Origin of the sequence: Fontimonas thermophila, from assembly GCF_900113085.1 — a bacterium.
Lineage (GTDB): Bacteria > Pseudomonadota > Gammaproteobacteria > Nevskiales > Nevskiaceae > Solimonas > Solimonas thermophila.
Genome location: NZ_FOOC01000010.1, coordinates 31,690 through 57,259 on the forward strand (window position 1 = coordinate 31,690; position 25,570 = coordinate 57,259).

Below are 25,570 nucleotides of genomic sequence, written 5' to 3' on the forward strand. Positions count from 1 at the left end.
GCCCGCTCGTGGATGTCACGCGCATCAGACTGAAAAAGGGCCTCGACCTGCCGATCCAGGGCGTCCCCGAGCAGACCGTTTATGACGCGCCTGCGGTGACGACCGTCGGTGTGGTCGGCGCCGACTATATCGACCTCAAGCCCACGATGTATGTCGAGGTGGGGGACCGGGTCAAATTGGGCCAGCCCTTGTTTGAGGACAAGCGCCGTCCGGGCGTATTGCATACCGCGCCTGCCAGCGGTGAGATCGTCGCGATCAACCGCGGTGCCCGTCGCGTGCTGCAGTCGATCGTGATCCGCATCGATGGCGACGAAGAACTGACGTTCCGTTCCTGGCCGGCGTCCGCGCTGGGCGGCCTTGCCGCCGAGGAGGTGCGCGAGCAGCTGCGCCTGTCCGGGCTGTGGACGGCACTGCGTACCCGGCCGTATTCGCGCGTGCCGCGCGTGGACGGATCGCCTGCGGCGATCTTCGTACCCTGCATCGATACACGCCCGCTCGCCGCCGATCCGGTGGTCGTCATCAAGGGCCAGGAAGAGGATTTCAAAAACGGCCTGACGGTACTGTCGCGCCTGTGCGGGGAAATCTGGGTATGTCGGGCACCCGGTGCCGCGATTCCGGTACCTGAGCTCGCATCGATCCGCATCGCGGAATTCGAGGGTCCACATCCGGCCGGACTCGTCGGCACACATATGCATTTTCTCAAGCCGGTCGGTGCGAATCGCACCAACTGGTATCTCGGCCCGCAGGATGTTATCGCGATCGGCAAGCTGTTCACGACCGGCCGCATCGATCCGACGCGCATCGTTGCGCTCGGCGGCCCGCAGGTGGTGCGACCGCGCCTGCTGCGCACGCGCATTGGCGCTTGTCTGAGTGAGCTGATCACCGGCGAGATCAAATCCGGTGAGTCGCGGCCGATCTCCGGCTCGGTGCTCGGTGGGCGCGAGGCGCGTGGCTGGGGGAATTATCTGGGCCGGTATCACACGCAGATTTCCGTGGTGGCCGAGGGCCGCGAGCGCCGCTTCCTCGGCTGGATCAATCCGGCCGGCGAGCGGTTTTCGGCGCTCAACGTGTTTTTCTCGGCGCTGTCGCGCGGCCGGCGGCTGATGGCCCTGAATACCTCGACCAATGGCTCGCCGCGCGCGATGGTTCCGATCGGGAACTACGAGAAGGTCATGCCGCTCGATATCCTGATATCGCCGTTGCTGCGCGCGCTGTTGGTGCGCGACACCGACATGGCGCAGGCGCTTGGCGCGCTGGAGCTCGACGAGGAGGATCTGGCGCTGTGCTCGTTTGTCTGCGTTGGCAAGCACGATTACGGCCCGATTCTGCGCGCGAATCTGGAGCAGATCGAGCAAGAGGGATGAGCGATCGCATCCGGTCGATGGCGTGAGGGTCGTTGTTATCCGGCGCGGATGTCCGTGCCGGTGCGTGGCCTGCGATATCCGGATGCGTGTCCGGTGCCATCCCGGTCGGGATGGTCCGGCAGAAGATTCACGAGCGCACGGTGCCGGTAACCAAGCCGGCGCTTGTTAACCGAGGCAGGTTTAGTTATGTCCGCACTCCGATCTTTTCTCGACCGCGTCGAGCCCTTGTTCAAGAAGGGGGGGCGCTTCGAGCGGTTCTATCCGCTCTACGAGGCGGTCGACACGATTGCATACTCGCCCGGCGAGGTGACCCGCGTCGCGCCGCACGTGCGCGACGGCATCGACCTCAAGCGGGTCATGATCTACGTCTGGCTGGCGACTTTCCCGGCGATCGCCGTCGGCTGCTGGAACGTTGGGTATCAGGCCAACAATGCACTGATCGCGCTCGGGCAGACCCAGATCGCCGGCTGGCGTGGCGCGCTGCTGCACCTGTTCGGCGTCGGCATCGACCCGACCAGCATCTGGGACTGTTTCTGGCACGGATTCTGGTACTGGCTGCCGATTTACGCAGTGACCTTCGTCGTTGGCGGATTCTGGGAAGTGCTGTTCGCGACGGTCCGCCGCCACGAGATCAACGAAGGTTTCTTCGTGACCTCGATCCTGTTTTCGCTGACTCTGCCGCCGACCGTACCGCTGTGGCAGGTTGCCCTGGGTATCTCGTTCGGCACGGTCATCGGCAAGGAAATTTTTGGCGGCACCGGCAAGAATTTCCTCAATCCGGCGCTGACCGGACGGGCCTTTTTGTATTTCGCCTATCCGGCGCAGCAGACCGGAGACACGATCTGGACCGCCGTCGATGGCTTCACCGGCGCGACGACACTCGGCATCGCCAAGCTCGGCGGTATCGAGGCCGTGCGCGAGACCGGGCTGACCTGGATGCACACCTTCATCGGCATCGAGCAAGGCTCGATCGGCGAGGTTTCGGCGCTGGCGATTCTCATCGGCGGTGCGTTCTTGATGCTCACTGGCGTCGCCAGCTGGCGGATCGTCGCCGGCATGGTTTTGGGTGCGATCGTCACCGCCCTGCTGTTCAACCTGTTCGGGTCCGATAAAAACCCGATGAGCAGCTTCCCCTGGTACTGGCACCTGACCGTGGGTGGCTTTGCCTTTGGTGCGATGTTCATGGCTACCGATCCGGTGTCCGCGGCGCACACGGACACCGGTCGCTGGATCTTCGGTGCGTTCTGTGGCGTGATGACGGTGCTCGTGCGCGTGCTCAATCCGGCCTTCCCCGAGTCGGTGATGCTGGCGATTCTGCTCGGCAACATCGTGGCGCCGCTGATCGACTATGCGGTGATCAAGGCCAACGTCGCGCGTCGTGCCCGGCGTCTGGCGGCGACCTGACGCCGGGACAGGAGTCATTCCAATGGCAGCAAAAGACAGTAAGGCCTATGCGTTGTGGGTCGCATTCGTCCTGTGCCTGGTCTGCTCGATGCTGGTGACCGCAGCGGCAATCGCGCTGCGCCCGATGCAGCAGGCAGCCAAGCTCGACGACAAGCGCAAGAACATTCTGCGCGTGGTCGGTCTGTACCAGGAGGGCATGGATATCGACCAGGCGTTCAAGCAGATCACGCCCAAGGTGATAGACCTCGACACCGGCGAGATCGTCGAGCAGATCGATCCGGCGACCTACGACCAGTACGCGGCGGCCAAGGATCCAGCCCAGGGTGGGCAGAAGATCCCTGGTGACGCCGACATCGCCAAGATCAAGTACCGGCCCCGCTACGCGACCGTTTATTTCCTCTATAACGCCGACGGGACGCCGCGCACCGTGATTCTGCCGATCAGTGGATACGGGTTGTGGTCGACGCTCTACGGTTTCTTGGCAGTCGAGGCCGACGGCAATACCGTCGTCGGAATCAATTTCTACCGGCATGCGGAAACGCCCGGCCTGGGCGGCGAGGTCGACAACCCAATGTGGAAAAAGCAGTGGACCGGCAAGAAGATTTACGACGAATCCGGCAAGGTCGCGCTGCATCTGGTCAAGGGCGGCGTCAACCCGGAGAATCCCGAGGCGGTGCATCAGGTCGATGCGCTCGCCGGCGCGACGCTGACCTCCAACGGGGTGACCTATCTGATCCAGTACTGGCTCTCCGACGCCGGTTTCAAGCCGTTCTTGCGCAAGCTCTCCGCCCAGCACTCGGCCGTGCGCACGGCCGGAGGTGAATGAATATGGCTGACGTCAACGCAAAGAAAATCCTGCTCGATCCGATCGCCGACAACAATCCGATCATCCTGCAGGTGCTCGGCATCTGTTCCGCGCTCGCCGTCACCAGCAAGCTCGAGACCGCGCTGATCATGTGCGTGGGCCTGACCGCGGTTACGGCTTTCTCGAACCTGTTTTACAGCCTGGTGCGTAATTTCGTGCCCGGCAGCATCCGCATCATTGCGCAGATGACCATCGCCGCCACGCTGGTCATTCTCGTCGACCAGACGCTCAAGGCCGTGGCTTACGAGCAATCCAAGCCGCTGTCGGTGTTCATCGGCCTGATCCTGACCAATTGCATCGTCATGGGCCGGCTCGAGGCCTATGCGCAATCCAATCCGCCGTTGCCGGCGTTTCTCGATGGGTTGGGCAACGGTTTGGGTTACTCGGCGATCCTGATCGTGCTCGCCGTGTTTCGCGAGCTGTTCGGCTCGGGCAAGCTGCTGGGCGTGGAAATCCTGCCGCTGGTGACCCAAGGCGGCTGGTACGTGCCCAATGGCCTGCTGCTGTTGCCGCCGTCGGCGTTCTTCCTGATCGGCATGATCATCTGGGCGGTGCGCACGTGGAAGCCGCAGCAGCAGGAAAAGCCCGCGTTCCGGATCCAGGCCGGTCAGATCCACGGCGTGGAGGCGCACTGAACATGGAACACTACATCAACCTCGCGATCCGCTCGCTGTTCGTCGAGAACCTCGCGCTGTCTTTCTTTCTGGGCATGTGCACTTTTCTGGCGATCTCGAAGAAGATCGAGACCGCGATGGGGCTGGGCATCGCGGTCATTGCCGTGCAGTCGTTGACGATGCCGCTCAACAATCTGCTGTGGCAGTACGTGCTCAAGCCCGATGCGCTCAAATGGGCCGGTCTTCCCGGCACGGACTTGAGCTTTCTCGGCCTGATCCTGTACATCGGCGTCATCGCCGCGAGCGTGCAAATTCTCGAGATGACCCTCGACAAGTACGTCCCGGCACTCTACAACGCGCTCGGCATCTTTCTGCCCCTGATCACGGTCAATTGCGCGATCCTCGGTGGCACGCTGTTCATGGTCGAGCGCGACTACACGTTCGCCGAGGCCTGTGTCTACGGCATCTCCTCGGGGGCGTCGTGGGCGCTGGCGATCGTGCTGCTCGCCGGGGTGCGGGAAAAACTCAAGTATTCGGATGTGCCGGCCGGACTGCAGGGTCTGGGCATCGCCTTCATCTCTGCGGGTCTTCTGGCTTTCGGCTTCATGGCCTTCTCCGGTCTTCAGCTCTAGGACGCACTCGACATGCTTCTCGAAATCGGCCTGGGTGTCGCCGTCTTCGTCGGCGTCATTTTGACGCTCGTTCTCGTGATCCAGGTTGCCAAGGACAAGCTGGTTCCGGCGGGTAACGTCAAGCTCCTCATCAACGGCGAACGCGAACTGGAAGTGCCGGTCGGCGGCAAGCTGCTGCAGACGCTCGCCGGATGCGGGCTATACGTACCCTCGGCCTGCGGCGGCGGCGGTTCCTGCGCGCAGTGCCGGGTCAAGGTGCTCGAAGGCGGCGGCAACATTCTGCCCACCGAGCTCAACCACATCACCAAGCGCGAGGCGCGTGAGGGTCATCGTCTGTCGTGCCAGGTGGCGGTCAAGCAGAACATGAGAATCGAGATCCCGGAGCACGTCTTCGGGGTCAAGAAATGGGAGTGCACGGTGCGCTCCAACCGCAATGTCGCCACTTTCATCAAGGAACTGGTACTGGAGCTGCCGCCCGGCGAGCGTGTGAACTTCCGCGCCGGCGGTTACATCCAGATCCAATGTCCGCCGCATGTCGTGGAATACAAGAATTTCGACATCGAGCCGCAGTTTCGCGGTGACTGGGACAAGTTCAATCTCTGGCAGTACGAGTCGGTGGTCACCGAGCCCGTCGAACGCGCTTACTCGATGGCCAACTACCCAGAGGAGCTGGGCATCATCATGCTCAATGTGCGGATCGCCAGTCCTCCGCCCAAGATGCCGCATGTCCCACCCGGCAAGATGTCGAGCTACATCTTCAGCCTCAAACCGGGCGACAAGGTCACGATTTCCGGCCCGTTTGGCGAGTTTTTCGCCCGCGACACCGACAAGGAGATGGTTTTCGTCGGCGGCGGTGCGGGCATGGCGCCGATGCGCAGCCATATCTTCGATCAGCTCAAGCGCATCAAGACGCAGCGCAAGATCACGTTCTGGTACGGCGCCCGCAGCAAGCGCGAGATGTTCTACGTCGAGGATTTCGACCGGCTCGCGGCCGAGCACCCCAACTTTACCTGGCATGTGGCGCTGTCCGAGCCCCTGCCGGAGGACAACTGGACCGGCTACACGGGTTTCATCCACACCGTGTTGTACGAGAACTATCTCAAGCACCACAAGGCGCCGGAAGACTGCGAGTACTACCTGTGCGGTCCGCCGGTGATGAACGCGGCCGTGATCAAGATGCTGCTGGATCTCGGCGTCGAGCGTAAGGACATCATGCTCGACGACTTCGGCGGATGAGCGCGCGCAGATCCGCAGCAGCCACGGCCGGCAGGTGTCTGCTGCCCGGGTGGATGCCTTGCAAGCGCGATTGACTGGCGCGACACTCACGCCATGCTGGCCACCTTTCTCGTTGTCCTGGTGTTGTTCAGCCTCGCGCTGCTGGGGCTCGGGATCGGCTGGCTCGTGCGTGGGCGCGAGCTCAAGGGAACTTGCGCCAGCCAGGCCGCCTTCACCGGCGGTACCTGCGAGGTCTGTGGCAAGACGCAAGGTTGCGGCGAGCCGTCGTCGCGGCGTTGAAGGGGGCTTGCATGCTGCATTCGATCTCGGTGAGAGACTACATGGCGGAGAGCCTGCTGACGTTCACTCCGGACATGGACGTGATGACGGCGATCCACCTGCTCTGCGAAAAGGGCTATTCCGGCGCACCGGTTCTCGACAATCTCGGCAACATCGTCGGCATTCTCTCCGAGCACGATTGCCTGAAAGTGGCGATCCACGCCAGTTACCACGGCGTGATGGGGGGGCGCGTCGGTGATTTCATGTCAAAAAATCCGGTCACCGTCGATGCCGAGACGAGCATCCTCGAAGTCGCCAAGATGTTTCTCGAAATGCCCTACCGCCGCTATCCAGTGGTCGAGGACAACCGCCTGGTCGGTCTGATTTCGCGCACCGACGTGCTGCGCGCCATCGACGCGATCAACGACAGTTCCAACGCATGATGGCGCGCCGCCGCGCGCTGCGGCTGGCGGCTTCCGCCAGAAGCGGGTTGGTGCCGGCGCGGTGGTCTTTTCGCCGATGATGATTTCGCATACCGTTAGCGCCGTTTGCGGTTCAAGCAGGCGCTGGCGTTTTCTGATCCGGCCATCACGGCATCCATGAGCACGGTCGATATCTTCAAGCAGCTGGCCAGCGTCAATCCCGGCGAGGCGCTGTACCGGCGTCTGGTCACTCCCGAGATCGAAGCGCTGTTCGCGCGCATCCCCAAACCAGTCGGCAGCTTCGGCTACGACCCGTGGGGCTACAACGAGAATGCCGCCAAGCTCGCGGTCGGGATCTTCAGGTGGCTGTACGAGCATTATTTTCGTGTGACCGCACACGGGCTGGAGCACGTCCCGCCCCAAGGGCGAGTGCTGATCGTGCCGAACCACTCCGGGCAATTGCCACTCGACGGTGTGCTGATCGGCTATGCGCTGGCGACCAATCCGCACGGGCCGCGTGCCGCGCGGGCGATGATCGAACGTTTCTTCCCCACCGTGCCCTGGCTCGGCAACTGGTTGAACGCGGTCGGGGCGGTCATCGGCGATCCGCTCAACTGCAGCAAGATGCTCGAGCAGGAAGAGGCCATCATCGTCTTCCCCGAGGGCGTGCGCGGCTCCGGCAAGCTCTACAAGCAGCGTTACCAGCTGCAGCGCTTCGGCAACGGGTTCATGCACCTGGCCTTGCAGCACAGGGCACCGATCGTGCCGGTCGGTGTCGTCGGCTGCGAGGAGACCATGCCGTCGTTTGCCAACATCGCGCCACTGGCGCGGCTGCTCGGGCTGCCTTACGTCCCACTGGGGCCCTTGCTGCCCTTGCCGGCACGCGTCTATCTGTACTTCGGCGAGCCGATGGTCTTCGAGGGTAGCGCAAAGAGCGAGGAAGAGGTGAATGCACGCGTCGAGCAGGTCAAGGAGCGCATCCGCGAGCTGATCGCACGTGGGCTCAAGGAACGCCAGCAGATCTTTTGAGGCCGCGATGCCCAGATCCGTCTCTCACAAAAAGACCGTGCTCGTCACCGGCGCCGCCGGGTCGCTGGCCCAGCGCGTGATCGCGCGCCTGCACGATCGCTACGACATCGTCGCCGTGGATTTCCGCCGCAAGGTCGAAACCGACGCTGGCATCCCCTCGTACAAGGTCGATACGTACAAGCGCGGCTTCGAGGACATTTTCCGCAACCACCGAATCGATGCGGTCATCCACATCGGTCGTATGTTCGCGCACGAGTCCGACCGCCAGCGACGGTACAACGCGAACGTCCTCGGGACCAAGAAACTGCTGGAGCTGTGCCGCAAGTATGGCGTCGGCCAGGTCATCATCCACTCGACGTATTTCGTCTATGGGGCCTCGGCCTACAACCCGGCGCTGCTCGACGAGGATGCGCCGCTCAAGGCCAGCGAGGTCACCCAGGATCTGGTCGATTCGGTCGAGCTGGAAAGCCTCGCGCAGATCTATCTGTGGAAATACCCCGAGCTGCACATCACGATCCTGCGGCCGTGCAACGTTCTGGGCCCCGGCGTGCGCAACACCATGTCGCTGCTGCTGTCGCGGCCGGTCGTGCCGGTGCTGATCGGATTCTCGCCGCTGATGCAGTTCCTGCACGTCGATGACATGGCCGATGCAATGGTCCTGGCCTTTGAGCACAACCGGCCCGGGATTTACAACGTCGCCCCCGATGATTGGGTGGCTTACCAAGTCGCGGTCCAACAGTGCGGCTGCCGGCGGCTGCCGGTGCCGAGCATCCCGCCAGTGTTACCCAAACTGATCAGCAATGCGCTGAACTGGAATGCCTTCTTTCCACCCTACCTGATCAATTACTTCAAGTACCCGGTGATCATCGACGGCCGCCATTTTCGCGAAACCTTCGGCTGGAGGCCGCGGCGCAATCTCAACGACATCTTCAGCTATTACCGCAAGGCCAAGCTTTTGGCCTGAAGGGGCGTTTCATAGACGCAGCAGATCGCAAGGCCAGGCAAATTTCATTGTCTTTCGTAACCGCCAGCCATCTAAACTGCACATTCTCCGGAACAGGAGTCGGACATGGCCAAGGACAAACCCGTCAAGCCGCCCAAGATCGACATTGGCATCGACAAGGACACCCGGGCGCGTATCGCCCAGGGGCTTTCCCGCCTGCTCGCCGACGAGTACACGCTCTATCTCAAGACCCATAACTTCCACTGGAACGTCACCGGTCCGATGTTCAACACGCTGCATCTGATGTTCGAGCAGCAATACCTGGAGGCGGCCACCGCGGTCGATCTCGTCGCCGAGCGCATCCGGGCACTGGGTTTCCCGGCGCCGGGAACCTACAAGCAGTACGCGGCGCTGTCTTCGATCGAGGAAGTGGACGGCGTGCCCGAATGGCGCGAGATGGTCGCCCAGCTCGTGAAAGGTCATGAAACCTGCGTGCGCACCGCGCGCGAGATTTTTCCGCTGGTCGATGAGGCGCATGACGAGCCGAGCGCGGATCTGCTCACCCAGCGCATGCAGGTGCACGAAAAGACGGCGTGGATGCTGCGCAGCCTGCTCGAGTGACGCGTCCTGTCGCCGCCCCCCGGCTGGACGCCACGGCCGGGCCTTTGCTGGCGGTCCGCCAGCTCAGAATCCAGCACCGGTTGCCGCGGGCGCATCCGTTCGCGCGTCCGCGTTATCTGCGCGCGGTCGATGAGCTGAATTTCAACCTGCACGCAGGGGAGACGCTGGCGCTGGTCGGCGAATCGGGCTCCGGCAAATCGACGCTCGCGCGCGCCCTGCTCGGCGTGCAGCCGGTCAGCAGCGGCTCGATCCGCTTCGACGGGCATGAGCTGGTCGGGCTGGATCGCCGCGGCTGGCAGCCGCTGCGCCGACAGATCCAGATGGTGTTCCAGGATCCGCAGGGCAGCCTCGACCCGCGCATGCGCGTTGCGCAGATCGTCGCCGAGCCGCTCGTGTATCTGTGTCCCGAGCTCGATGCCGCCGAACGCCGGCACCGCGTCGAGCAGACGCTCGAACGCGTCGGCCTGGGCCCGGAGATGCTCGAATGCTATCCGCGCCAGCTCTCCGGCGGGCAGTGCCAGCGCGTCGGCATCGCGCGCGCCTTGGTGTGCGGTCCGCGGCTGCTGATCTGCGACGAGGCGGTGGCGGCGCTCGATGCCGTGACGCAGGCCCAGGTCTTGCAACTGCTGCGCGAGATCCAGATGCAAACCGGCATGGCGATGTTGTTCATCACCCACGATCTCGCCATCGCCCGCCAGATCAGCGATCGCGTGCTGGTGATGTATTACGGCCGTCTCATGGAACAGGCGCCGACCCGCACGCTGTTCGCGGCGCCGCGGCACCCCTATACCAGGGCCTTGCTGGCGTCGGTCCCGGGTGTCGATCCGGCGCAGCGCGCCGCGCTGTTGCGCCCTGGTGCGGCACCGGATACCAGCGTACCTTCGACCGGCTGCCTGTTCGCGGCGCGTTGTCCGATGGCCGACGAACAATGTCTGCGCCGCGTGCCCCCCGTCCATCGCCTGCGCGACGGCAGCGCGGTGGCCTGTCACTACATCGCCGAAGCCTGGGTACCGCCGACGAAGGCGGCCTGAGCATGCCCAGGCTAGGCCGAGCAGGCCGGTTTTTTGCCGGCAGCGCGCGCCTGTTCGTACAGCGGCGTCACGCGCGGCAAGTTGCGTTCCAGATCGTGGATGCGTGTGTCGGGCGAGGGGTGGGTCGAGAGCAGTTCCGGCGGGGCGCCGCCCCCCGCTTTCTGCATGTTGACCCAGAGCCTGGGTGCTTCTGCCGGGTCGAAGCCGGCCCGCGCCATCAACTGCTGGCCGAGGATGTCGGCCTCGCTCTCGTCGCCGCGCGAATAGGGCAGCAGCAACAGCAGGTTGGCACCCAGCCCGATCATGTCGGGTGACAATCCCGTCGTCGCCGCCAGCACCGACACCCCCAATTGCGCGGCGATCTCGTTGGACACCCGCGCCGCCGAGTGTCCGGCGAGCACGTGCGCGACCTCATGGCCGATCACGGCGGCGAGCTGATGCTGATTGGCGGCGACCTTGAGCAGCCCGGTATAGACACCGATCTTGCCGCCAGGCAGGGCAAAGGCGTTGACCTCTTGGGATTCGAACACCTGGATCTCCCATTCCCCGCCGGTTTCCCGCGTGATCGCCTGCGCGACGCATTGGACATAGGCATTGGTCTTGCGATCCTGCGTCGGCGGTGTCTTCGATTTGAGCGACTGGAACGCGGCCGCGCCCATCTGCGCCATTTCCTGGTCGGAAACGAGCTTGAGCTGGCGCCGGCCCGTCGGCGAGGTCGTGCAGGCGGCGATGACGGCACCGGCGACGATCGCTGCGACGGCAGCGCGAAAGGCAAAAGCACAAGACATGCCACTCTCCCGGAAACAGCATTGCCGGATGCGAATGATAGTGGAGGCGGCGCAAACCCGGCGTGGAACGGTGCTGCGCGGGCGGTGGGTTTCCACGGTTCACGGCCAGCGCGCAATCCGGCTACAGTAACGGCGGGTGCGAACCCAGGGGATGCGGCAGGAGGGGGTTGATTCCAATCCCGCCGCAGGATGAGGCGGCTGTGGCCGTCAGGCTTGAAGAAGGTCTATCGGTATGGGAAATCGTGAGACGGGTAGGGTGAAGTGGTTCGACAACGCCAAGGGCTACGGGTTCATCCAGCGTGGCGCCGGGCAGGAGGACGTGTTCGTCCACTTCCGTCAGATCGTGGGAGAAGGCTACCGCACGCTGCAGGAGGGCCAGCAGGTCGAGTTCAGCGTCGTCCGCGGACAAAAAGGTCTGCAGGCCGAGCAGGTCTCGGTGATCGGCTGAATGTATTGCGGGCCGCATACGAAAGGCCGGGCATCTGCCCGGCCTTTCGCGTTAGGGGCCTCAGCCGCCGAGCAGGGCTTTCATGCCCGCGCTCGATACGCTGGTGCCGCCCAGCGACCAGCCGCCATCGACCGGGATCACCGCGCCCGTGACATAGCTCGCGTACGGGCTCGCCAGCCACAGGCAGCAGTGGGCGATGTCGTCCTTGCTGCCGAAGCGCTTGAGCGGCACTGAGTCAGTGACGATTTGTTCCAGTTGCGGCGTCGGCGCCAGCCGTTTCATGCCCTCGGTGTCTTTGATCGGGCCTGGCACGACCGAGTTGATGCGCACGCCCAGTGGCCCCCATTCCATTGCGCCGACGCGCGTCACCATGTCGACGCCGGCCTTGGCCGCGCACACGTGCATCTGCAGTTCCATCGGGTTGTAGGCCTGCGGCGCCGAGATGTTGATGATGCTCGCGCCGGGTTTGCGCAGCAGCGGAAAGCCGGCGCGCAGGACATGGAAGGTTCCGAGCAAATCGATTTCGACGACGGCGCGGAAACCGTTGGATGAGATTCCCAATGCCGGCGCCGGGAAGTTGCCGGCGGCACCGGAGATGAGAACGTCGATCTCGCCATGCGCTGCGTGCGCAGCCTTGAGCGCTGCCTCGGTCTTGGCGTAGTCGCGCACGTCTGCGGCGAAGCCGGACACGGCGCCGCCGTGCGCCTTGAGCGCTGCGACTGCGGCATCCACTTTGTCCTGCGAGCGCGACAGTACGCTCACGGCAGCACCGCAGCGCGCGAACGCATGTGCGATGCCCAGATTGATGCCGCTGGTGCCGCCGGCGACGAAGACATGCTGGCCTGTGAAATCGAACATCGGATGCTCCTGTGGTGTGGATGAGGTGAGTGGGTCGACCGTACGCAAGATGCACGAGGCGCGCGATCCGGATGCGACGACGCCCGCTTCATTCGCGCACGCACGCGGTGTACGGCTACTCTTGCAGAAGGTCGGGTTGCGGCATGGGCTGCGCGAGAATCAATTGGACACTGGCTAGGGTTCCAGGCGCTCGATTAGCCAGAGGGTATTTTCGCGCCGGTAGCGCAGGCGGTCATGCAGGCGGCCGGCGCGGCCCTGCCAGAATTCCACCGTGTGCGGACGCACGAGATAGCCGCCCCAATGCTCGGGCAAGGGCACGTCGCGCCCGGCATAGCGCGCGGCATTTTCTTCATAACGGCGATCCAGTTCCTCGCGGCTGGCGACGACCTCACTCTGGCGTGAGGTGAGCGCGCCGAGCTGCGATTCGCGCGGTCGCCGTGCGAAATACTGCTGCGCCAGCTCGCGCGGCAGGCGCTCGGCGAGCCCTTCGATGCGGACCTGGCGCTCCAGGCGGTCCCACCAGAACACCAGTGCCACGTGCGGATTTTCGGCCAGCTCGCGCGCCTTGCGTCCGGCATGACTGGTGTAAAACGTCAGTCCGCCATCGTGAAAGCCTTTGAACAGCACGACGCGGGCCGACGGGCGACCCGCGCGATCCGCGGTGGCCAGAGTCATCGCCGTGGGTTCGATCATGCCGGCATTTTGTGCGTCGGTGAGCCAGCGTTCGAGCTGGACCAGCGGATCGGCTGCGAGATCGGCTTTGCGCAGGGGCGGATTCTTCGTGTATTGCGGCATGACGCGGTCCGGCGATTTCGGCGAAACTTCCGTCCATTCATTGTCGCGCCACTCAAGACGAGGAGTCGAACATGTCCGCTTTCAAGGCCCTGCGTGTGCACGCCCAGGACAAGACCACGCAAGCCCGGATCGAGCAGATCGGCATCGATGATCTCTCCGCCGGTGAAGTCGTCGTGCGCGTGGCCTGGAGCGGCATCAACTACAAGGATGCCCTAGCTGTCACCGGCAAGGGCCGCATCCTGCGCAGCTATCCGAAAGTTCCCGGCATCGATTTGTCCGGCGTCGTCGAATCCAGCCACGATCCGCGCTACAAGCCCGGCGACAAGGTCGTGGTCACCGGCTGCAACATTGGCGAGGTACTCGACGGCGGCTATGCGCAGTTCGCGCGCCTGCCGGCGACCGTGCTGGTGCCGCTGCCGCCGGGTTTGAGTCTGCGCGAGGCAATGGCGATCGGTACCGCCGGATTCACGGCGGCTTTCGCGCTCAAGCGCATGCTCGAAAATCACCAGACCCCACAGCTGGGGCCGATCGCGATCACCGGCCCGACCGGTGGCGTCGGCTCGATCGCCATCGATTTGTTCAAACGCGCCGGCTTCACCGTGCATGCCATCACCGGCAAGGCCGGCGAGGCCGACTCTTATCTCCGGCAGCTCGGTGCCGACGAAATCGTCTCGCGCCAGGCCCTGGCCCTGGGCACCAAGCCGCTCGAGTCCGCCGTATGGGGCGGTGCCGTCGACAACCTCGGCGGCGAGATGCTGGCCTGGCTGACGCGCACGACGCGTCCCTGGGGCAATATCGCGAGCATCGGCCTTGCGCAATCCGCCGAGCTGCACACCACGGTGATGCCGTTCATCCTGCGCGGTGTCTCGCTGCTGGGCATTCACTCCGTCGAATGTCCGCGTGCGTGGCGCGAGGCGCTTTGGCAGAAGCTCTCCGGCGAGTGGAAGCCGCGCATCCTCGACCGCCTCGTGACCCGTGAGATCGGGCTCGACGAAGTGCCCGCGGCCTGCGCCGAGCTGATTGCCGGACGCGTGATCGGGCGCACCCTCGTGCGCATTGCCGGCGGCGACTGACAGCCTGGGCGCAGGCTCACAGATACGGCGAGAACAGCCAGAACAGAGCGTCGCGCAGCCGCGCCGGCAATGAGCGGCCGTTGATTTCGGCCAGATGGATTTCGCGCGCGCGTGCGCGCACCGCGCTGCAGTGCGCGGCAAGTGTCTGCGCGAGACTGCGGTCGTAGATCTCGACGCCGAGCTCGAAATTGAGCTTGAGGCTGCGTGCATCGAGATTGGCGCTGCCGATCAGCGCATAGGCACCATCGACGACGAGCAGCTTGCTGTGGCAAAACGGTGGCGGCTGGTAGCAGATGCGCACGCCAAAGCGCAGCAGCTCGCCGAGCATGTTGCGCGTCGCCCAGTCCACGAACGGCAGGTTGCTTTTCTCGGGCAGGATCACCTGCACATCGACGCCGCGCAGCGCCGCGCCCTGCAGTTCGCTGATCATCTCGTTGGGCGGGAGGAAGTACGGCGTCATGATCTGCACCTCGCGTCGCGCCGCGGAGATGGCGGACTGCATGATCAGCGCGAGATGGTCGAAGTCCTCGTTGGGGCCGTCGATGATGACCCGGCAGATCGCACCCGGATCGTCCACGGCGGTGGCGCGCGGCGGACGCTGCCACTCGGGCTTGCCGCACAGCCGCCAGTCATCGGCGAAGGCCTGGGCGAGCTGGTCGAGAACCGGACCGCGGATCTCGAAATGCAGATCGACGGCCGGATTGGGGGCGCCGCCGTCGCCGAGAACGTGCCGCCGGCCGATGTTCATGCCGCCGCTGAAACCCACCGTGCCATCGACGAGCAGCAGCTTGCGGTGATTGCGCAGATTCACATGCAGGGACGGCGGGAGCAGGCGCAGCGGATTGAACATCGCGCAATCGATGCCGCGCGCGCGCAGTACGCGCGTGATCGGCACCAGCGAGTAGTGCTGGCCGAATCCGTCGATCATCACGCGCACGTCGACGCCGCGTGCGCGCGCGCGATCGAGCGCATCGACGAAGCGCTGGCCGATCGCATCGTTGTCGAAGATGTAGGTGGCCAGGGCTACCGAGTGGCGAGCCTGTTCGATGGCTGCGAGCATCCGGGGATAGGCCTGATCGCCGTTGTGCAATGGCTCGATGCGGTTACCGCCGAGCAGGGGCAGGCGGGTGAGGGTGTCGGCGGTGCGCGTGACCTCGTCGAGCCATGGCGGGATGTGCGCGCCTGCGGTGTGCGGATGATGGCGCACGTCGTCGGGATGCAGCACGCCGTGCTCGCCGGGGCGGCGCGATTCCAGCCCGAGCCGCTGCGCGCGCGTCTGCAGACGGTTGATGCCGAAGATGAAATACAGCGCCGGGCCGGCAAACGGGAACAGCCAGCACACTGCGATCCAGCCCCAGGCCGTGCGCGGATCGCGGCGGCTGAGCAAGGCATGGCCGGCGGCATAGAGCGCGAACAGCAGCCCGAGCGGGAACAGGATTCCCGATTCGTCGAGCCGCAGCAGCATCGGCAGCAGGGTGTCCAGCACGCTTCTCCAGGCAATCGGCTACACGCGGCCTGGCAGTGTAGCGGCAAGCATCGCGTGCCTCAGAGTGGGCGCAGCCTGATTTCGGTGGCGACGGGCAAATGGTCCGACAGCCGGGTGTCGAGCACGTGGGTGGTGTGCGCATCCACGCCTGGTGTCACCAGCACATGGTCGATGCTGCGGACCGGACGCCAGCTCGGATACGTCGGCTCGCTGTGCACCGGGCGCAGGCCGATGCGCTGCAAGGCGGGATGACGGACCAGTTCCGACGGTTCGCAGTTGAGATCACCCATCAGCACGGTGCCGCCATGCGGATCGGCAAGGCTGGCCAGATAATCGAGCTGACGTTTGCGCGAGCTGCGTCCGAGCGAAAGATGCGCGACCATCACGTGCAGCGGGGCATGACCTGGCGCGCATAGCCGTGCTTCCAGCACGCCGCGCCCGGGCAGACGCCCCGGCAGCGGATGGTGGCGCACATCGTGCAGCGGGTGATGCGACAGAAAGCCGAGGGCATGTTGAGCGAAAGGACCGAGATCGCGGTTGATCGCGGCGTGCCAATGGGTAAAACCGGCGCGCCGCGCCAGATATTCGATCTGGTTGATCTGTGCGGTGCGCAGGCTGCCGGCGTCGGCTTCCTGTAGGGCGACCACGTCAAAGCCTGCCACCAGCTCGGCGATGCGGTCGAGGTTGCGACGCGCACTGCGCGAGGGCAGCACGTGACGCCAGGCGCCGGTGACGTAATGCCCGTAATGGGCAGTGGGCATGCCGACCTGAATATTGAGCGTCAGCACCCGCACCCGGTGGGGTGCGGCACTCAAGCCATCGGCGACAGATTCGGCAGCGTGCACGGGGTCCATTATCCGCAGCTTAGGCCTGGCGCCAAGTCCGGCGCCCGGCTGGCGGATGAGCGGCCGCTATGCCCGGCACGGATAGCAGCGGCAGATCATCTGGGCAGCGGGAGTGCCGCCCCGAAATCGCTCACCGCGGCAGGCGCAGCCCGATCCGCGTGGGCTGGTCGCCATCGACCGCGCGCACGATCAGCTCCAGTTCGCCAAGACGCAGACGATCGCCGATGACGGGATGGGGCAGATGCTGACGCAGCAGTGCGCCGACACTGCGGCCCTGAGCATCGGGCGGAAGAGGCAGGTCGTAGATTTGGCACAGCGCTTCGAGCGAGGCCTCGGCATCGATGACGAATTCCCCGAAGAAGCGGCTTGCGGCGGGCTCCTGCGCCGTTTCGAACAACCGGTCGAGGGCAGGTAGCTGCCTCTGTGGTGTCAGCAGCGAGATGTAATCACCCGCCTGGAGCTGCCCCCAGGCGCGGTGATCGAGCATGGTGCCGGCGCGCGAGACGCCGAGCACGCGCACCAGCGCCGGCAGCGGCAGATCCCTGGGGCGCAACCCGATCAGCGCGCTGTTGCGCGCGATCCGGTAACTGACCACTTCGAAGCCGGTTTGTCCGGGCAGGTCGAGATCCACGCGGTGGATGCGCGCCGACGTGGCCGGCACCTGCAGCCCGAGCAGGCGCGCCGCCCAGGCCACCGTCGATCCCTGGACGATGAGCGAGACCAGCACGATGAAGAAGGCGGCGTTGAAGAACAGCGGCGCGTGCTCGAGTCCGGCGAGCCACGGGAAAGTGGCGAGCACGATCGGCACCGAGCCACGCAGTCCGACCCATGCGATATAAACCTGCTCGCGCAGCGGGAACCGGAACGGCAGCAGGCTGACGAACACCGAGACCGGGCGGGCGATGAGAATCAGCACGAGCGACAGCAGCAGACCGGGGATGGCGAGCGGCAGCAGCTCGTTGGGCGACACCAAAAGGCCCAGGATCACGAACATGCCGATCTGCGCCATCCACGCGATGCCGTCGTGAAAGCGGCGGATGCTGGCGGCGGCGCGCAGCTCGCGGTTGCCGATGAACAACCCGGCCAAATACACGGCCAGAAAGCCGCTGCCGCCGACGAGCGCAGTGGCGCCGAAGATGAGCATGCCGCCGAACAGCGCGAGCAGCGGATAGAGCGAATCGCTCAGCGGCAGGCGGTTGATGGCGTAAACCAGCAATTTGCCGCCACCCAAGCCCAACAAGGCGCCGAGCACGCCTTGTTGGGCCAGCATTGCCAGCGCATCACCGATGCCGAAGCTGTCGGGCGCCTGCAGATAGCCGATCAGGGCCAGTGTCAGGAACACCGCCATCGGATCGTTGCTGCCGGATTCGATCTCCAGCGTCGAGCCGACGCGCTGGTTCAGCGAGACCGACTGGGTACGCAGCAGCGAGAACACCGCGGCGGCGTCGGTGGAGGCGACGATCGCGCCGATCAAAAAACCCTCGGCCAGGGACAGGCCGAGCAACCGTGCGGCCGCCACGCCCGTGATCGCGGCCGTCAGCAGGACGCCGACCGTGGCCAGACTCAACGCCGGTCGCAGCGCGACCCGGAAGTTCTCGATCGGTGTACGCAGGCCGCCATCGAACAGCACGACGGCCAATCCGGCGGTCGCGGCCAGGTTGGCGAGCGCGTAGTTCTCGAACTGGATGCCGCCGGGGCCGTCCTCGCCGGCGAGCATGCCGATGACCAGAAACACCAGCAGCAGCGGGACGCCCAGCCGCGGCGTGATCGTGCTCGCCAGGATGCTGACCAGGAACAACAGCGCGGCGAGGAAAATGAGCTGGTTGACGAATTCCATGATGATCCGCAGTGTAGCCGCAGAGCCGTGGCCAGCGGCGTAGCCCTGATCACCCACTCTGGGCTTGAAAGAGACGCTGCGGCTATACTCTGCGCCCCTTCAGGGGCGTCTTTATCCGGGAGCTCGCAGTGGATCACAAGGACCACGACAAGGTCTTCTTCGTCAATTTCGGCGCGGTCATGGCCGCACTGTTCGGCATTTTCTTCGTCTGCATCTTCGCCGCGAGGCTGATCGCTTCGAGCGGTGACCAGGCTCCCCGTCCCGAGCAGCTCGCGTCGATCGCCGAGCGCATCAAGCCGATCGGGACGGTCGTCACCGATCCAGCGGCACTGGTCAAGACCAGCGCTCCGGCGGTCGCGCGGGCGCCGATGACCGGCGAGCAGGTCAACGCCAAGCTCTGCGCCGGCTGCCACGGCGCGGGCGTGCTCGGCGCGCCCAAGATCGGCGACAAGGCCGCCTGGGCTGCGCGCCTGAGCGCGGCTGGCGGTCTTGATGCGCTGGTGTCGCATGCAATCCGCGGCAAGAACGCGATGCCCCCCAAGGGCGGCGATCCCAGTCTGAGCGACGACGAGGTCCGTGCCGCTGTGGAGTTCATGCTCAAACAATCGGGCGTTTGAAGCCAGGCCACCGGCGCTTGACCGGCTCCACCCTTAGGCGCGCCTACTTGAAACGGGTGCGCGGAAGTGGCGCTGCTGCGCCATACCGGGGCAAATTGGTCGATAGGCGGTGCATCGCGCGCCATCTGCGTGCATTGCTGCATCATACGGGTGCGCGCTTGCGATGGCGGATCGGCTGTGACGCTGCCGCGTGGCACTTTTCGAATCTGGCATGACCCTTGCGTTGGTTCGACGGGGCCGCGGCAGTGCACGCGTGCCGGGGCTTCGTCCAAATCATTGACAGGGGCTTTCAGATGACTTTGAAACGTTCGGTGGTGAGCGCCGCGGTGCTGGGTGCGGCGGTGTTTTCGGGCGGTGTGTCGGCGGGCGTCAGTGTCAACGTGGGCGCTGTCAGCGAGTACATATTCCGCGGCATCCCGCAGACAGGTGGATCGGCGGTCCAGGGAGGGATCGATTACGCGCATGACTCCGGTTTTTATGTCGGCACCTGGGCGTCCAACATCGGCTTCGGCGGCGGTACCGAGCAGGATCTGTATGCCGGCTTCGGCGGCGAAGTCGGCGGGGTGTCCTATGATGCGCGTATCACCTACTACTGGTACCCAGAAGAAGACGAGGTCTCTGCAGAGCTGAGCACGCTCGAGTTCGGATTCACCGTCGGCTACGGTCCGGTTTCGCTCGGTTATTCATATGCTGATGAAAACAATTTTTTCATCGGTGACGGCAACGGCAAGGAAGCGGGTTATCTGCAGCTTTCCGGCTCATTCCCGATCATCGCCGACAAGCTGAGTTTTGATGCCAGCATTGGTTTTTATCACGGGGATGAAATCGAGCGGTTCCTGACGTCGATCGGCAGCACCGACGATACCTACATGGACTACAAGATCGGACTAACCGCTACTCTGGACGCTGGCTTTTCGGCGACATTCCAATACATCATGACAGACATCGAGGCCCCTGGTTCCGATGACGAACCAAAGTTTGTCATGGGTCTGTCCAAGAGCTTTGATCTTTAAGGTTTCAGCAGTCGCAATAAACGAAAAGGCCGCCAGAAGCGGCCTTTTTCGTTTAGCCATCGGCTTGCTCGAGCGCGCGGTAGCGCAAGGCCTCGGCGGCATGGGCGGCGCTCACGGTTGTGGCGCCGTCCAGATCGGCCAACGTGCGCGCAACGCGCAGACAGCGGTGATACGAACGCGCGGTCAGCAGATGGCGGGCGAACGCGGCCTGCAGCAAGGCCTCGGCATCTGCCGACGGGCGCGCATAACGCTCGAGCGCCTGTCCGGCTAGCTGGGCGTTCACGCAACCCTGCCGTTTGAGCTGGATGTGCCGCGCCGCTTCGACGCGTGCGCGCACGCGCGCGCTGCTCTCCGCCGGTGCTGCGGCGCGGCCGAGCTGTGCGGCTTCGACGCGCGGCACGAAGATTTGCACATCGATGCGGTCGAGCAGCGGTCCGGAAATCTTGGCGCGGTAGCGCTGGATCTGATCCGGCGTGCATCGGCACTTGCCGGAGGGATCGCCGAGCCAGCCGCAGGGACAGGGATTCATCGCCGCGACGAGCTGGAAACGCGCCGGGAAGTCGGCTTGACGCGCGGCGCGTGACAGGGTGATGCGGCCGCTTTCCAGCGGCTCGCGCAGCACTTCGAGCGTGCGCCGGTCGAATTCCGGTAGCTCGTCGAGGAACAGCACGCCGTGGTGGGCGAGCGTGATCTCGCCGGGGCGCACGTCGCTACCGCCCCCGACGAGGGCCACGCCGGAGGCCGTGTGGTGCGGTGCGCGGTACGGCCGGTGCCCCCAGTTGCGTACGTCGAAGCCGCCGCGGCCGATGGAGGCGACGGCTGCGACTTCGAGGGCCTCCTCATTGGTCAGCGGCGGCAAGATGCCGGGCAGGCGTTGCGCGAGCATGGATTTGCCGGCCCCTGGCGGTCCGACGAGCAACAGCGAGTGACCACCGGCGGCGGCGATTTCGAGGGCACGCCGCGCCTGTGCCTGGCCGCGGACGTCGGCGAGATCGGGCGCCGCCGCTGCAATGGCGGGCTGTGCCATCGGCACCGCCGGCACCGGGGCAAGCGCGTTGTCATGCATGGCCATGCACAGCTCGCCCAGATGGGCGGCGGCGTAGACGCGCGCCCTGGGTGCAAGACAGGCCTCGGCGGCATTGGTTTGTGGGACCAGCAGCGCATGACCGGCCTGCGTTGCCCGCAGGGCCGCGGGCAGGGTGCCCGGCACACCCCGCAAGGCGCCCGAAAGAGCCAGCTCGCCGAGGATCTCGATGCCGGCGAGACGCTGCGCCGGGATCTGCCCGGAGGCGGCCAGAATGCCCAGTGCGATCGCGAGATCGAAGCGCGCGCCGTCCTTGGGCAGATCCGCGGGCGCGAGATTGCAGGTGATGCGCTGCACCGGAAAGCGGTAACCGCAGGTTGTGATGGCGGCCTTGACGCGGTCCTTGGCTTCGCGCACGGCCGCTTCGGGCAGGCCGACGATGTTCAGCCCGGGCAACCCCGGTGCCAGATGCACCTCGACGGTGACGAGATCGGCTTCGAGCCCGTTCTGGGCGCGCGACAAGACGGTCGCGAGCTGCGTCATGCCCCTCCCTCGCTCTAGGTACGTGCGAATACGTGCGCGGACGATCCTAGCCGTCCGCGGCAGCGGCGTCACGGCACGAGTGTGACCGCATCGGCAGGCAGACGTGGTGTGCTAGCGCTGGGCGAGTTTTTGTTCCAGCGCGGCGAGGCGGCGCTCCAGTGCGCCGAGCTTGGCCTGTGTGCGGGCGAGCAGCTCGGCCTGCGCGTCGAAGCGTTCGCGCGAGACCAAATCCCATTTTTCGAGGTTCGCGCGCAGCACGGCGCGGAAATTGTCTTCGAGTTCGCGGCGCAGGCCTTTGAGGCTGGGCGGCAGAATCTGCGCGAGCTTGGCGGCAAGCTCTTCGAGCTGACGGGCATCCATGGTGTCCGAGTTTCGAGCGCCGGCGGCCGGGATGCAAGCGCAGGGCGGTTAACGGTGGGCTGCCCGTCAGTCCTGCCAGTCCTCGACAAGCACGCCTAGCTTGGCGGCGAGCCAGGGGGTGGTCGTGGCCTGGATCAGAATCGTCATCAGGATGGCGATGAAGGTGACCGAGGCGATGATCTCCGCGCCGGGGGCGCGCATGCCGACGAGCAGGCCGGCGAGCGCGGCGGGGATCACGCCGGTTTCGCGGGTCCAGCACATGAACAGCCGTTCCTTGAAGCTCCAGCGCGCGCGCCGGTCCGGCAGCGTGCAGACGAACACGGTCAGCGGGCGCGCGACGAACATGAAGATCAGCACGAGGATGACGCCATGCGCCCAGTATTTCTGCATCAGGGCGAAATCGACCTGCGAGCCGAGCAGCACGAAGATCATCAACCGCATGATCAGCGCCATCTCGGCGACGAAGTGTTCCATCTTCAGCGCCTCCGACTCGGCCATGCGAAAGCCAAAGCTCTCTTTGTTGCCGATGATGATGCCGAAGGTGAACACGGCCATGAACCCGGAAGCGTGGTAGTTGTCGGCAGCGAGGTAGGCGCCGGATACAGCCATGAGCGTCACCACCGGGCCGAACTCGCCCAGAAAGGCATAGCGCTCGTGCGCGAGCAGCAGCGCCGCGGCAAAACCGACGATGCCGCCGATCAGAATGCCCAGGCTCGCCTGCTTGACCAGCTCGACGAGCGAGCCGTGCAGCGAGAATTCTCCCTGACCCAGCGCCAGGGCGAGCACGGTGAACGTGAGGATCGCGCCGGTGGCGTCGTTGAACGCGCTCTCCGACATGACCGTCTGTGCGATGCGCTCTTTGATCGGGATCTGCTTGAAGATCGGTACGAGCGTGGCCGGATCGGTGGAGGCGGTGGCGGCGCCGAGCAGGGCGGCGACGATCAGCGGCAGACCCATGATCAGGTAGGCGGCGGTCGCCGTGATCGCGGCGGTGATGAGCACGCCCACGGTGGCGATGATCGCGATCGTCACCCACACTTCGCGCAAGACGCGCAAGCGTAGCGAGGCACCGCCATCGAAGAGGATGTAGCAGGAGCCGAAGATCAGGATGATCTGGTTGATGGCGCTGTCGGCGCGGATGTCGATGAGGTCGAGCAGCTCGGGTCCGAGCACGATGCCGACGAGCAGGAAGACGGCGACGTCCGGCACTTTCAGGCGTTTGGCGATGACCCCTCCCAAGGTGCCAGCGGCGAGGATGACGCCAAAGGTGTAGAGCAGGGCTTTCGCCGCCATCAGCGAGGGCGAGGTTTCCATTGCGGATCGGATCTTGGGCGCGCGGGGCGCCGGTGGGGGTCACGATGGGGCGCGCATTGTATAGCGTGGCGCTGGATGCGCCAGCGCGCTCAGCCCGTGCACTGCCCTGGTGCGCGATTGCCCGGAAATGGCACCGATCCGGGGCAATCGGCCAGATCCGGCGCTGGCATGGTCCGTGCTTTTCTCGTTCCGGCCGCCGGGGTCTTGAGGCTCCTCTGGCGGGAGTCTGCTTTCCGACTGAAGGAGTGATTCCATGAAATTGATCGCAGCCATCATCAAGCCGTTCAAGCTGGACGAGGTGCGCGAAGCGCTCTCGGACATCGGCGTGGCCGGCATCACGGTGACGGAGGTGAAGGGGTTCGGCCGCCAGAAAGGGCATACCGAGCTCTACCGCGGCGCCGAATACGTGGTGGATTTTCTGCCAAAGGTGAAGATCGAGGTCGCCGTCGCCGACGACAAGCTCGACGCAGCCATCGATGCCATCACCAAGGCGGCCCATACCGGCAAGATCGGCGACGGAAAGATCTTTGTCTTCAACCTTGACCAGGCCATCCGGATCCGCACGGGTGAGACCGGCAGGGATGCACTCTGATTCGGGGGATCACGACATGATGCGTAAAGTTCTGGCTGCACTCGCGCTCGTTGCGACCTGCGGCTTTTTGCCTGCCTGGGCCGAAGAGGCGCCGGCGGCCACGGATGCGCCGGTGGCCGTCGAGACCATCACCGAGGCTGCGGTTTCCGTGACGCCGGTCGGCGCTGTGCAGGCCGAGACACCGGCCGCGGCGGCACCGACACCGCCGGCGTACAACAACGGCGACGTGGCGTGGATGCTGGTCGCAACCGCCTTCGTGCTGCTGATGTCGGTACCGGGGTTGGCACTGTTCTACGGCGGCATGGTGCGTTCGAAGAACATGCTGTCGACGACGACCCAGATCCTTACGATTTTCTGCCTGATCGCCGTGCTCTGGGTGGTTTATGGCTACAGCCTTGCGTTCAGCGGTACCAACCCGTTTTTCGGCACGTTCGACAAGCTGTTGCTCAAGGGCGTGATCTACGATGAAAACGGCTTTTTTGTCCCGACCGGGACTTTCAGCAAGGGGGTTTACATTCCCGAGCTGCTGTTCGCGTTTTTCCAGCTGACGTTTGCCGCGATCACCGTGGCTCTCGTCGCCGGCGGCTATGCCGAGCGCATGAAGTTCAAGGCCGTGCTGCTTTTCTCGGTGATCTGGTTCACCTTCTCGTACATCCCGATGGCGCACATGGTCTGGTGGTGGCCGGGGCCCGATGCCTACACCAGTCCCGAGGTTGTCGACGAGCTCAACGCCACCGCCGGTTATCTATGGCAGATGGGTGCGCTCGACTTTGCCGGCGGTACCGTCGTGCACATCAACGCCGGCGTCGCCGGGCTGGTTGCGGCCTTGTTCGTCGGCAAGCGCGCGGGTTATGGCAAGGTGGCCATGCCGCCGCACAACGTGATTTTGACCGCCGTCGGTGCCGCGCTGCTGTGGTTCGGCTGGTTCGGATTCAATGCAGGTTCCAACCTCGAGGCCAACGGCTACGCCGTGCTCGCCTTCGCCAACACCTTGTTCGCGACGGCCGTCGCTGCGCTGGCCTGGCTGTTCGCCGAGTGGATTCTCAAGGGCAAGCCGAGCCTGCTCGGTCTGGTGTCGGGCATGGTCGCCGGCCTGGTCGCGATCACGCCGGCGTGCGGCTTCGTCGGCATGCAGGGCGCGCTCGTCATCGGTCTGGTCGCCGGCGTGGTGTGCTTCTTCGCCGTCGCTTATCTCAAGCAGATGCTCGGATACGACGATGCACTCGACGCGTTCGGTGTGCACGCGGTCGGCGGCATCGTCGGTGCGATCCTGACCGGTGTCTTTGTCAACCCCGCGCTCGGTGGCGCCGGGTATGTCACCGACGGCTGGGTCGGGCCGACTTTCGGTTACGACCCCGGACAAGTCTGGATCCAAGTCAAGGCGGTGCTCGTCGCCATCGTGTGGAGCGGCGTGGTCAGCGCCCTGACACTGGCGCTGCTCAAGTTCACGATCGGTTTGCGAGTCACCGAGGAGCAGGAATCCGAAGGGCTCGATCTCGCCGAGCACGGCGAGAAGGCCTACAACCCGTAATCCGTCATCGCGCAACATCGGCTCCAG

Annotated in this window: 27 protein-coding genes; 18 read left to right on the forward strand and 9 right to left on the reverse strand. The window is 64.9% G+C overall.

The features are described 5' to 3' along the window. Positions 1-8 precede the first annotated feature (8 nt). The 12 genes from BMZ48_RS09970 to BMZ48_RS10025 all read left to right on the forward strand — a co-directional run bounded on the left by BMZ48_RS09970 (position 9) and on the right by BMZ48_RS10025 (position 10,419). The gene (locus BMZ48_RS09970; RefSeq protein WP_234981601.1) at positions 9-1,364 is read left to right on the forward strand and encodes a Na(+)-translocating NADH-quinone reductase subunit A; all 1,356 of its coding nucleotides are present in this window, start codon (positions 9-11) and stop codon (positions 1,362-1,364) included. Positions 1,365-1,550: 186 nt separating this feature from the next. Beyond that, positions 1,551-2,768, forward strand: coding sequence for an NADH:ubiquinone reductase (Na(+)-transporting) subunit B (locus tag BMZ48_RS09975; RefSeq protein ID WP_091534593.1), 1,218 nt, complete (start codon positions 1,551-1,553; stop codon positions 2,766-2,768). A 22-nt stretch (positions 2,769-2,790) separates the two neighbouring features. Further along, the gene (locus BMZ48_RS09980) at positions 2,791-3,594 is read left to right on the forward strand and encodes a Na(+)-translocating NADH-quinone reductase subunit C (RefSeq protein WP_091534595.1); all 804 of its coding nucleotides are present in this window, start codon (positions 2,791-2,793) and stop codon (positions 3,592-3,594) included. 2 nt (positions 3,595-3,596) lie between these two features. Further along, positions 3,597-4,268 (forward strand): NADH:ubiquinone reductase (Na(+)-transporting) subunit D, encoded by a 672-nt coding sequence (locus BMZ48_RS09985; protein WP_091534598.1) that lies wholly within the window; start codon positions 3,597-3,599, stop codon positions 4,266-4,268. Between the two features lie 2 nt (positions 4,269-4,270). Then, positions 4,271-4,879 (forward strand): NADH:ubiquinone reductase (Na(+)-transporting) subunit E, encoded by a 609-nt coding sequence (nqrE, locus tag BMZ48_RS09990; protein ID WP_091534600.1) that lies wholly within the window; start codon positions 4,271-4,273, stop codon positions 4,877-4,879. Positions 4,880-4,891: 12 nt separating this feature from the next. Next, positions 4,892-6,115, forward strand: a complete 1,224-nt coding sequence (nqrF, locus tag BMZ48_RS09995) for an NADH:ubiquinone reductase (Na(+)-transporting) subunit F (protein ID WP_091534603.1) — start codon at positions 4,892-4,894, stop codon at positions 6,113-6,115. A 93-nt stretch (positions 6,116-6,208) separates the two neighbouring features. Next, positions 6,209-6,394, forward strand: coding sequence for a hypothetical protein (locus BMZ48_RS10000; protein WP_091534605.1), 186 nt, complete (start codon positions 6,209-6,211; stop codon positions 6,392-6,394). Between the two features lie 11 nt (positions 6,395-6,405). Further along, complete coding sequence (locus tag BMZ48_RS10005) at positions 6,406-6,816, forward strand: CBS domain-containing protein (protein ID WP_091534607.1); 411 nt, start codon at positions 6,406-6,408, stop codon at positions 6,814-6,816. A 156-nt stretch (positions 6,817-6,972) separates the two neighbouring features. Further along, on the forward strand, positions 6,973-7,824 hold the full coding sequence (locus BMZ48_RS10010; protein WP_091534748.1) for a lysophospholipid acyltransferase family protein: 852 nt from the start codon (positions 6,973-6,975) through the stop codon (positions 7,822-7,824). Positions 7,825-7,831: 7 nt separating this feature from the next. Next, positions 7,832-8,788: an SDR family oxidoreductase gene (locus BMZ48_RS10015; RefSeq protein ID WP_091534610.1), complete on the forward strand. Its 957-nt coding sequence runs from the start codon at positions 7,832-7,834 to the stop codon at positions 8,786-8,788. Between the two features lie 105 nt (positions 8,789-8,893). Beyond that, complete coding sequence (locus tag BMZ48_RS10020) at positions 8,894-9,388, forward strand: Dps family protein (RefSeq protein ID WP_091534612.1); 495 nt, start codon at positions 8,894-8,896, stop codon at positions 9,386-9,388. Further along, entirely contained in the window at positions 9,385-10,419 is a 1,035-nt protein-coding gene (locus BMZ48_RS10025; RefSeq protein WP_234981603.1) for an ABC transporter ATP-binding protein, read from the forward strand. Before BMZ48_RS10020 ends, BMZ48_RS10025 begins: the two co-directional genes overlap by 4 nt. 11 nt (positions 10,420-10,430) lie before the next feature. On the opposite strand, the gene BMZ48_RS10030 is transcribed toward BMZ48_RS10025, so the two are convergent. Continuing rightward, positions 10,431-11,207, reverse strand: coding sequence for a M48 family metallopeptidase (locus BMZ48_RS10030; protein WP_091534615.1), 777 nt, complete (start codon positions 11,205-11,207; stop codon positions 10,431-10,433). A 232-nt stretch (positions 11,208-11,439) separates the two neighbouring features. On the opposite strand from BMZ48_RS10030, the gene BMZ48_RS10035 reads away from it, so the two are divergent. After that, positions 11,440-11,655, forward strand: coding sequence for a cold-shock protein (locus tag BMZ48_RS10035; protein WP_091534619.1), 216 nt, complete (start codon positions 11,440-11,442; stop codon positions 11,653-11,655). 60 nt (positions 11,656-11,715) lie between these two features. Here BMZ48_RS10035 and BMZ48_RS10040 read toward each other — a convergent pair whose 3' ends face one another. Then, a complete protein-coding gene (locus tag BMZ48_RS10040; RefSeq protein ID WP_091534626.1) occupies positions 11,716-12,513 on the reverse strand; it encodes an SDR family oxidoreductase in 798 nt (265 codons plus the stop codon). 174 nt (positions 12,514-12,687) lie between these two features. Next, positions 12,688-13,308: a pyridoxamine 5'-phosphate oxidase gene (gene pdxH, locus BMZ48_RS10045; protein WP_091534628.1), complete on the reverse strand. Its 621-nt coding sequence runs from the start codon at positions 13,306-13,308 to the stop codon at positions 12,688-12,690. A gap of 71 nt (positions 13,309-13,379) precedes the next feature. Between pdxH and BMZ48_RS10050 the strand changes: the two genes are divergently transcribed. Beyond that, a complete protein-coding gene (locus BMZ48_RS10050) occupies positions 13,380-14,381 on the forward strand; it encodes an oxidoreductase (protein WP_091534630.1) in 1,002 nt (333 codons plus the stop codon). Between the two features lie 16 nt (positions 14,382-14,397). Here the strand turns inward: BMZ48_RS10050 and BMZ48_RS10055 are convergent, their stop codons facing one another. The 3 genes from BMZ48_RS10055 to BMZ48_RS10065 form a co-directional block, all read right to left on the reverse strand. Continuing rightward, the gene (locus BMZ48_RS10055) at positions 14,398-15,867 is read right to left on the reverse strand and encodes a phospholipase D-like domain-containing protein (protein WP_200769593.1); all 1,470 of its coding nucleotides are present in this window, start codon (positions 15,865-15,867) and stop codon (positions 14,398-14,400) included. A 59-nt stretch (positions 15,868-15,926) separates the two neighbouring features. Then, a complete protein-coding gene (locus BMZ48_RS10060; RefSeq protein WP_091534633.1) occupies positions 15,927-16,721 on the reverse strand; it encodes an endonuclease/exonuclease/phosphatase family protein in 795 nt (264 codons plus the stop codon). A gap of 121 nt (positions 16,722-16,842) precedes the next feature. Then, positions 16,843-18,549, reverse strand: a complete 1,707-nt coding sequence (locus BMZ48_RS10065) for a potassium/proton antiporter (protein WP_091534635.1) — start codon at positions 18,547-18,549, stop codon at positions 16,843-16,845. A 128-nt stretch (positions 18,550-18,677) separates the two neighbouring features. Between BMZ48_RS10065 and BMZ48_RS10070 the strand changes: the two genes are divergently transcribed. Next, entirely contained in the window at positions 18,678-19,166 is a 489-nt protein-coding gene (locus BMZ48_RS10070; protein WP_200769594.1) for a c-type cytochrome, read from the forward strand. A gap of 293 nt (positions 19,167-19,459) precedes the next feature. Beyond that, positions 19,460-20,179 carry a TorF family putative porin gene (locus tag BMZ48_RS10075; RefSeq protein ID WP_091534638.1) on the forward strand — a complete coding sequence of 240 codons (720 nt, stop codon included), beginning with the start codon at positions 19,460-19,462 and terminating at the stop codon, positions 20,177-20,179. A 52-nt stretch (positions 20,180-20,231) separates the two neighbouring features. On the opposite strand, the gene BMZ48_RS10080 is transcribed toward BMZ48_RS10075, so the two are convergent. The 3 genes from BMZ48_RS10080 to BMZ48_RS10090 all read right to left on the reverse strand — a co-directional run bounded on the left by BMZ48_RS10080 (position 20,232) and on the right by BMZ48_RS10090 (position 23,420). Beyond that, a complete protein-coding gene (locus BMZ48_RS10080; RefSeq protein WP_091534640.1) occupies positions 20,232-21,746 on the reverse strand; it encodes a YifB family Mg chelatase-like AAA ATPase in 1,515 nt (504 codons plus the stop codon). A gap of 111 nt (positions 21,747-21,857) precedes the next feature. Further along, the gene (locus BMZ48_RS10085) at positions 21,858-22,106 is read right to left on the reverse strand and encodes an accessory factor UbiK family protein (RefSeq protein ID WP_091534642.1); all 249 of its coding nucleotides are present in this window, start codon (positions 22,104-22,106) and stop codon (positions 21,858-21,860) included. A 66-nt stretch (positions 22,107-22,172) separates the two neighbouring features. Further along, entirely contained in the window at positions 22,173-23,420 is a 1,248-nt protein-coding gene (locus BMZ48_RS10090) for a cation:proton antiporter (protein WP_091534645.1), read from the reverse strand. Positions 23,421-23,673: 253 nt separating this feature from the next. Between BMZ48_RS10090 and glnK the strand changes: the two genes are divergently transcribed. Together glnK and BMZ48_RS10100 are read left to right on the forward strand one after the other, a co-directional pair. Further along, a complete protein-coding gene (gene glnK / locus BMZ48_RS10095; protein WP_091534648.1) occupies positions 23,674-24,012 on the forward strand; it encodes a P-II family nitrogen regulator in 339 nt (112 codons plus the stop codon). A gap of 19 nt (positions 24,013-24,031) precedes the next feature. Further along, positions 24,032-25,543, forward strand: coding sequence for an ammonium transporter (locus BMZ48_RS10100; protein WP_091534757.1), 1,512 nt, complete (start codon positions 24,032-24,034; stop codon positions 25,541-25,543). The last annotated feature ends 27 nt before the right edge of the window (positions 25,544-25,570 follow it).